8 protein-coding genes are annotated in these 7,950 nt (G+C 69.9%); 2 read left to right on the forward strand and 6 right to left on the reverse strand.

The window, feature by feature from the left end; translation table 11 throughout:
* Window positions 1-22: 22 nt before the first annotated feature.
* Window positions 23-1,018, reverse strand: coding sequence for a tetratricopeptide repeat protein (locus CV1CTNOD_RS19980; RefSeq protein ID WP_131787539.1), 996 nt, complete (start codon window positions 1,016-1,018; stop codon window positions 23-25).
* A gap of 160 nt (window positions 1,019-1,178) precedes the next feature.
* Window positions 1,179-1,469 (reverse strand): MTH1187 family thiamine-binding protein, encoded by a 291-nt coding sequence (locus CV1CTNOD_RS19985; protein ID WP_131787540.1) that lies wholly within the window; start codon window positions 1,467-1,469, stop codon window positions 1,179-1,181.
* A 198-nt stretch (window positions 1,470-1,667) separates the two neighbouring features.
* On the opposite strand from CV1CTNOD_RS19985, the gene CV1CTNOD_RS19990 reads away from it, so the two are divergent.
* On the forward strand, window positions 1,668-3,242 hold the full coding sequence (locus tag CV1CTNOD_RS19990; protein WP_131787541.1) for an ATP-binding response regulator: 1,575 nt from the start codon (window positions 1,668-1,670) through the stop codon (window positions 3,240-3,242).
* A 115-nt stretch (window positions 3,243-3,357) separates the two neighbouring features.
* On the opposite strand, the gene meaB is transcribed toward CV1CTNOD_RS19990, so the two are convergent.
* Together meaB and CV1CTNOD_RS20000 are read right to left on the reverse strand one after the other, a co-directional pair.
* A complete protein-coding gene (meaB, locus tag CV1CTNOD_RS19995) occupies window positions 3,358-4,338 on the reverse strand; it encodes a methylmalonyl Co-A mutase-associated GTPase MeaB (RefSeq protein ID WP_131787545.1) in 981 nt (326 codons plus the stop codon).
* A gap of 35 nt (window positions 4,339-4,373) precedes the next feature.
* Window positions 4,374-5,558 (reverse strand): acetyl-CoA C-acetyltransferase, encoded by a 1,185-nt coding sequence (locus tag CV1CTNOD_RS20000; protein ID WP_131787542.1) that lies wholly within the window; start codon window positions 5,556-5,558, stop codon window positions 4,374-4,376.
* 211 nt (window positions 5,559-5,769) lie between these two features.
* Between CV1CTNOD_RS20000 and mce the strand changes: the two genes are divergently transcribed.
* Complete coding sequence (gene mce / locus CV1CTNOD_RS20005) at window positions 5,770-6,192, forward strand: methylmalonyl-CoA epimerase (protein ID WP_131768456.1); 423 nt, start codon at window positions 5,770-5,772, stop codon at window positions 6,190-6,192.
* Between the two features lie 52 nt (window positions 6,193-6,244).
* Here mce and CV1CTNOD_RS20010 read toward each other — a convergent pair whose 3' ends face one another.
* Window positions 6,245-7,216 (reverse strand): hypothetical protein, encoded by a 972-nt coding sequence (locus CV1CTNOD_RS20010; RefSeq protein WP_131787543.1) that lies wholly within the window; start codon window positions 7,214-7,216, stop codon window positions 6,245-6,247.
* On the reverse strand, window positions 7,213-7,743 hold the full coding sequence (locus CV1CTNOD_RS20015) for a SigE family RNA polymerase sigma factor (protein WP_242606862.1): 531 nt from the start codon (window positions 7,741-7,743) through the stop codon (window positions 7,213-7,215). Before CV1CTNOD_RS20015 ends, CV1CTNOD_RS20010 begins: the two co-directional genes overlap by 4 nt.
* Window positions 7,744-7,950: the final 207 nt, after the last annotated feature.

Raw genomic sequence — 7,950 nt, forward strand, 5'->3', positions numbered from 1 at the left:
CCTCCGGCCGGCGGGAAAATCTCTAGAAAAGGGCGGCTGCCAGGGCTCGCCGCGCCGGGCCGACTGCCGGCTCGGCGTCCCCCAGCGCCTGGAACAGGCCGACAAGGTGCGCCCGTACGCGTTCCCGCTCGTCGCCGCTGGTCCGCCGGACAACGCTGACCAGCCGCGCCAGGCCCGTCTCGACCTCGCCCTTGGCGACCAGGACGTCGGCCAGCATGATGGCCGCCTCGACATTGTCGGGGTCGGCTGACAGCCGGGTGCGCAGCGCGGTCGCGTCGATCGTGGCCACCCGCTGGAAGAGTTCGACGCGGGAGAGCCCCAGCGCCGCGTCCGAGTCGCCGGGGGTCTCGGCGAGCCGGGCGCGGTAGGCCGCCGCGGCGGCGTCAAGGTCGCCGCGGGCGAGAGCGTCCTCGGCAGCGGTGTGATGCGGGTCGGACACGGCCGGGTCCGGCCCGCCGGGCAGGCCGGCGGAGGCCTCGTCGACGAGTGCGAGCAACTGGTCGAGCCAGGCCCGCACCTCGCGTTCGGGCAGGGCACCGGTGAACTCGCCGATGATCCGCCCGCCGATGATCGCCTTGACCGCGGGAATACCCTGGACGCCCGCGGCCTGGGCGAGCTGCGGGTTCGCATCCACATCGATCTTGGCGAGTGTCCAGCGCCCGCCGTCAGTCTCCGCCAGCCGCTCAAGAATGGGGCTGAGCTGCTTGCACGGGCCACACCACTCGGCCCAGAAGTCGACCACCACCGGGGTCTGCATGGATCGTTGCAGGACCTCCGTGGCGAACGTCGCCTCGCTTACGTCCACAACGACGGGTTGCGCCGGCGAGCCCTTGTCCGACTGGGCGGCTCGCGCCCCCACCGCACCGGTCGACGGCCGCGTGGGTGCGGGCTTGGGATCGAGCGGGACCGCGCCGGCGAAGCGGAGGCCGGCGAGTTCGTTGGAAAGCCGTGGATCTCCGGGCGTAGCGTTCCTCGACCTGGGTGGCACCGGTCCTGACGACCGGGGCCCAGGCGGCATGGGTGACCTCCGTGGCATGGCTCCATCGTTGCATCTGACCAGCGAAACCGGACACCGCCTCGGCAGACCGGCTGCCTACGGTCGGTGAATGTCGCGAATTCGACCAGGTTGGAACCCTCCGGGACGCCAGCGGGGAACCCGAGGCCCCGGGGCGTCGCGATCAGGCCAGGTGCCGTTCGATCGAGGCGACCTTGGCGTGTATCGCGTCGGTGACCCCCGGGCGGATGTCGGCCTTGAGCACCAGGCTCACCCGTCCGGACTTCACGGTCACGGCCTCGACCGCCCGGCGCACGACGTCGATGACCTCGTCCCACTCCCCTTCGATCGTTGTGAACATCGCCGACGTCTCGTTGGGCAGGCCGCTGGCGCGGACCACCCGCACTGCTTCGGCGACCAGGTCACCAACATCCTCACCGACTCCGATCGGGGTCACGCTGAACGCTACGAGCATGATTCAAGATCTACCATGGCGGCTACCACCTACGTACCGGTATTGGCGACGAACACCCGCAGAGTGCTACTTTCTGTAAAGGTTCCATTCCTTGGACGGCACAATCAGGCACTCAACCAAACCCGGGACAACGCTCTTCGACGGCACGCCCTACTATTGCCCGCCGTGGGGTGGACGATGCGGGACGACGAGGCATAGGTGGTTCCACAGACCCTCCTCGACGCGCTGACAAGCCTGGTCGTACTCGTCGGCGCGGACGGTCGCGTGCTCGATGCGGGCGTGGCTGCGAGGACGTTTCTCGGTGAACGGCTGACCGGGACGATCCATCTGCGGGACCTGGCCGACGTGGTGGAACCGTCGTCGCGGGTCCGGCTGCGCGATGTCGTACCACGGGCGCTGAGCCGTACCGGCCAGTGGCGCGGAACCGTCGATCTCGTCGACGCCGCGGGCAACACCGCGCCCTATCTGGTGTCGGTGCGGTCCGACCCCGCCGGCGGCCTCGTGATCGTCGCCCGGGACACCGAGGACATCCGGGCACGGGAGGCGGCCGAGCAGGAGTCCCGGGCAAAGGACGAGTTCATCGCGCGGCTCGGGCACGAGCTGCGCACCCCCCTCAACGCGGTCCTCGGCTTCGCGCAGCTGCTGGAACTCGAACCGCTGCCACCGGAGCTGCACGACGACATCGAACGCATCATCACCGGTGGCCGGCACATGCAGGCCCTCATCGACGACGTGCTCGACCTCGCCCGGCTGCGGGCCGGACGCGGGGACATCAACAAGGGGCCCGTCAACGTCCTGGAGATCGTCCAGGGTGTCGTCGAGCTGGTCGAGCCTCTCGCCGCACAGCGCGGGATCCGGCGTGTCATCTCACCGTCTGAGCCGCTGGTCGCCGACGCCGACCGGCGGCGGCTGTGGCAGGTCCTGCTCAACCTGGTCGGTAACGCCCTGAAGTACGGACGCGAAGGCGGCACCGTCCGGGTCGGGATCGTGCCCATCACCGGAGCGCGGGTGCGGATCGAGGTCGAGGACGACGGCAACGGCCTGCCCCCCGAGGCCATGGACAGGCTGTTCCGGCCGTTTGAACGACTCGGAGCCGAACGAAGCGGCATTGAGGGTAGTGGACTGGGGCTGGCGCTGTCCCACGCTCTGGTCACGGCCATGGGCGGCGTTCTCACGGTGGCCAGCCGCTACGGGGTGGGCAGCGTGTTCGCGGTGGTGCTGGACACCGTCGACGTCCGTTTCGACGACGCCTACAGCGACTACTACGACGACGACGGGTTCGCTCCGGTGCCGGCCGTCCCGGGCAGCAGGCTGCCGGGATCGGGGCCGGCGGCAGGATCGGGGTCGGGACCAGGGCCGGGATCGGTCGACAACCACCTCCGGATCGTGCATGTCAGCGGTGATCCCGCAACCCGGTCGATGGTCACCCACGTGCTGCGCAGCTCCCTGGGAGCGGACACGGTCTGCGTCCCCCGCGCCGCCCTTGCGCTGGACGCCGTGCGGCGGTCCCGGCCGGCGCTGGTGCTGCTGGACCGGATCCTGCCCGACGCGACGGCCGAGGAGCTGCTACGGACGCTCACGGCGGACGCCGCGGCCGGGCAGGTGCCCGCTGTCGTCCTCACCACGGACGACGACCCGCGGGATCTGATGAAGCTGCGGCAGGCGGGCGCGGTGGGTGTCGTCGGAGCGCCTCTCGACGTGAACGCGGTGGTCGCGGCGGCGGGCCACCTGGCAACGCACCAGACCGCCCGCCATCAGGCCGCTCACCAGTAGTAGGCCGCTCACCGGTGGCCTGTGCTGACAGGTCACGCGCTGGCAGGCCACGCGTTGGCGGACCCCGCTCACCAGGCGTCCGGGCACCCAGGGGACCGAGCGGGAACCGGACGGATCACCCGATGATCGCGCCTTCGCCGGTCATACCGGCGATCACACGGTCAGCGGCTGTGTAGGGGTCGACCGTGCCCGCGACAACCTCGCCGGCGAGACTGTCCAGCAGGGTCGCGTCCCGCAGGTCACCCATGCGTGCCCGAAGCTCGGTGAGGGCGATCTGCTCGATCTCGTCGGCGGCGCGGCGGCGCCGGCGGGCGTCCAGAACGCCCCGCCCGGCCATCCACGTGCGATGACCGGCGATCGCGTCCACGATCTCGTCGACGCCCTCCGCCCGGGACGCGACGGTCTTGAGCACCGGCGGCTGCCACCGCCCGTCGACGGTTCCGGTGAGCGCGATCATGTGCTTGAGCTCCCGGTAGGTGTGCTCCGCGCCGTCCCGGTCGGCCTTGTTGACCACGAACACGTCGGCGATCTCCAGAATGCCGGCCTTGGCCGCTTGGATACCGTCGCCCATACCCGGTGCCAGCAGCACCAGCGTGGTGTCGGCCAGCGAGGCTATGTCGACCTCGGCCTGGCCCACGCCCACCGTCTCGACGAGCACCGCGTCGAAGCCGGCCGCGTCGAGCACGCGCAGCGCCTGCGGGGTCGCCCACGACAGCCCACCGAGATGCCCGCGTGAGGCCAACGACCGGATGTAGACGCCGGGGTCGGTGGCGTGTTGCTGCATCCGCACCCGGTCCCCGAGCAGCGCGCCGCCACTGAACGGGGACGACGGGTCGATGGCCAGGACGCCGACCCGCAGGTCGCGGGCGCGAAACGCGCCGACGAGAGCGGACGTCGAGGTCGACTTGCCCACGCCGGGAGAACCGGTAAGGCCGATCACCTGCGCCCGCCCGGCGCGTGGCGCCAGCAGGGTCATGATCTCCCGCAGCTGCGGGGAGGCATCCTCCACCAGCGAGATCAGGCGGGCGACGGCCCGCGGGTCACCGGCGACGGCGGCGTCCACCAGGTCGGCCGGCGAGGAGGAGCGTGCCCGCAGCGGGGCGGGCACCGGGAAGACCACCGGGGTCGAACTCACGCCGGGACGCGCAGCACGAGAGCGTCTCCCTGGCCGCCGCCGCCGCAAAGGCCTGCGGCACCGATGCCGCCTCCCCGGCGACGCAGCTCAAAGGCAAGCGTGAGGGCGATCCGGGCGCCGGACATACCGACCGGATGCCCGAGCGCTATCGCACCCCCGTTGACGTTGGTGACCTCTGGACCGATACCGAGATCGCGCATGGACTGGATGCCCACCGCCGCAAAGGCCTCGTTGATCTCGAAAAGGTCGACATCCGCAGGTGTCAGACCCTCCTTGCGCAGCGCCACCGAGATCGCGTTCGACGGCTGGGACTGCAGGGACGGGTTCGGACCGGCGACGAAGCCGTGGTGGCCGACCTCGGCGAGCACGGGCAGCCCGAGCTCGGCCGCCTTGGCCCGGCTGGTGACCACGACGGCCGCGGCGCCGTCGGAGATCTGCGACGCCGAACCAGCCGTGATCGTGCCGTCATCGGTGAAGGCGGGACGCAGCTTCGCCAGCGAATCCGCGGTGGTCTCACCGCGGACGCCCTCGTCCTGGCTGATCAGCACCGGGTCGCCGCGGCGCTGCGGCACTTCAACCGGGACGATCTCGTCGTCGAACAGACCGTTCTTGATCGCCGCGGCGGCCCGCTGGTGCGAACGGGCACTGAACTCGTCCTGTTCGGCACGGCTGATACCGAGCCCGGCGTTGTACCGTTCGGTTCCCAGACCCATCGCCACCTGGTCGAACGCGCAGAACAAGGCGTCGTGCGCGGTCGCGTCCACCAGCTCGGCGTTGCCGTAGCGGACACCGGCCCGCAGGGACGGCAACAGGTGCGGACCATGCGTCATCGACTCCATCCCGCCGGCAACGACGACGTCGAACTCGCCGCTGGCGATGTAGGTGTCGGCCAGCGCGATCGCGTCCAGGCCTGAAAGGCAGACCTTGTTCACGGTGATCGCGGGAACGCTCATCGGGATGCCGCCTTTGACCGCCGCCTGCCGGGCGGTGATCTGGCCCTGGCCCGCCTGGATCACGTGCCCCATGATGACGTATTCGACCTGTTCACCACTGATCCCGGCCCGCGACAACGCAGCTTCGATCGCTTTTCCGCCCAAGTCAACGGCGGAAAATCCCTTCAACGCCCCGGACAGCTTGCCGATTGGTGTCCGCGCGCCGGCCACGATAACGGAACCAGGCATGAGTGAGCCTCCCGCAGGTACGACAGCATCTTCGGTAACCATAACGTGATCTTGTGCAACATGCCGGACGAGCAGGGGCGACCCTGCGCATCCGTGCCGGTCGCGGTCAGGTGTGGCAGCATCCCGGGACGGCGGGCCAGGCAAGCCGCGGCGGGACGCCCGCACTCCCGCCCCTGTCATCACAACAAGCGCGAGAGGGGCACAGCCCGCGATGTTCACCAGAATCGACCACGTCGGCATCGCCGTCCACGACCTGGAAAAGTCCATCTCCTGGTACGAGACGACGTTCGGACTCACGGTAGCGTCCCGGGAGGTCAACGAGGAGCAGGGCGTTCGCGAAGCCATGCTGTTCGTGGCCGACAGCCCCGCGGGCGGGTCCTACGTGCAGCTTCTGGAGCCGACTCGGCAGGACTCCCCGGTCGGCAAGTTCCTTGCCCGCAACGGCGAGGGCGTCCACCACATCGGCTACGGCGTCGACGACGTCGAGAACGCGCTGGCCTCGATCGGCGCGCAGGGGGTCCGGCTGGTCGACCAGCGACCTCGGCACGGCTCCATGGGCGCGAGCATCGCCTTCCTGCACCCGAAGGACACCGGTGGAGTCCTCACAGAACTGGTGCAGGCCGCCAAACGCTGACCAACCACAGAGGCCAGGGGTTCCCACATCATCGCGAAAAGGCGATCTGGGGTCAGGCGATCCCGCAGCCGGCGGTGAAGGGTGAATCAGCCGTGTGCAGGTCCACCGTCGAGGACATGGGCGCACCGACCGCCTGGAAGCCCTCGCCGGTCAACTGCCACGTCGTGGATGTCACCAGGTACGTCCGGTCCCCGGTGGAATCGCCGGCGGCGACGACCAGGGTCCCGGGAGTTTGGGGCTCGCACTTGAAGCCGTCACCGTGGGTGCCCGCAAGCCCGGCCGACAACGGCAGCGGCGGCCCGCTCAGCTGCCGCAGCTGCCTGGCCGGGGTCAGCTTGATCACGGTAAACGTCCTGCTGTCGGCGTTACCACCGAGCTGGACGATCAGTTCGCCATAACCGTCGGTGTCAATGTCCGTGATCGAGAAGGTCAACGGCGACGCCACCTCCGACAGCGTCACCGTGGCCGACCCGACCCGGCTGAGCGTGACCGTAAGCGTGTTGCCGGACAGATGCGGCGTGTCGTCCACCCCGTCGCCGTCGATGTCGCCCTTTTTCGCGGGGACGGCTACCGGCGACGGGAGAGGAGCGGAGTTGAAGTTGCTGGGCGTGACGCTTGGCCGACCGGCCGTTGCGCTCGGGGACGGCGCCGGGCTGGTTTCCATGACCGGCGACGGGGACTGCGACGAGGCCTGCGTGGCCGGGGGCCGGGCCGGGCCGCCCGCGGACCCGCCCTGAACAGACGACGAGGTAGGGGTCCGCACGGTCGTCGTGCCGGCCGTCTGCGTGAACAGCGGCGCGGCCGGTTCGACCAGGGTGGAGGAGATCCGGGGCTCGCTCACCACGTAGGCGACACCGATCAGACCCGCCAGCGCCAGCCCGCCGAAGGCCATGGCCGGCACCCGCATCCACCGTCGGCGGATCACCCCGGCGCGGATCCGCTCGTAAGCGTCCGGTGACACCTTCAGCGGTTCGACCGCCTCGAAGAGCCGGTGACGCAGTTCGTCGGGTTCGAGCCCGGTCACCGCAGGCCCTCCAGCTTGCTGCCCAGCGCGGCCAGTCCTCGCGACGTGTACGCCTTCACCGACCCGACGCTGCAGCGCATGACCGCGGCGGCATCCGCTTCGGACAGGTCGGCGTAGTAGCGCAGGACCACGGCCTCACGCTGGCGGCGCGGCAGCTCGCGCAGGGCCTGCACGACAGCGGCCCTTTCGACCAGGGTGTAGGCGCCTTCCTCCGCACTGGCCGCGTGCGGCATCGGTTTGGGCGCGTGCTTGAGGGCCACCAGCCGGCGCCGCAGTGTCGAACGCGCGAGGTTCACGACGGTCTGCCGCAGGTAGGCGAGTGCCTTTTCCCTGTCCTGCAGGCGCCCCCAGGCTGCGTGTACGCGGATGTAGGCGTCCTGGACGACCTCCTCGCACAGGCCGATGTCGTCGAGCAGGAGGGCGGCGAGGCGGACGAGCGACCGATAATGTTCCGAGTACAAGGCGGTGAGAGCGGCATCAGCATCCCGCGCGACCTCGCTACGGGCGGCGTCGCTCCGCGCAGGCACGGGCCGCCACCCCTCCACGACTGTCATGGGCGCGGTCACACCAGATCAGACGCGCTCCCACCCTCAATGGTTGCTCTCAGGTTGTATCGCTTCTGGAGCGCACGCACACCCCCTACCGGACGACTACTGGGCATACCCGTCGGTAGCATCTGGCCCACGTGAACATGTGACGCACGGGAGGTCGATCGTGAAAGAAATTGCCGAGGC

It is taken from the genome of Protofrankia symbiont of Coriaria ruscifolia (genome assembly GCF_900634745.1).
GTDB lineage: Bacteria > Actinomycetota > Actinomycetes > Frankiales > Frankiaceae > Protofrankia > Protofrankia californiensis.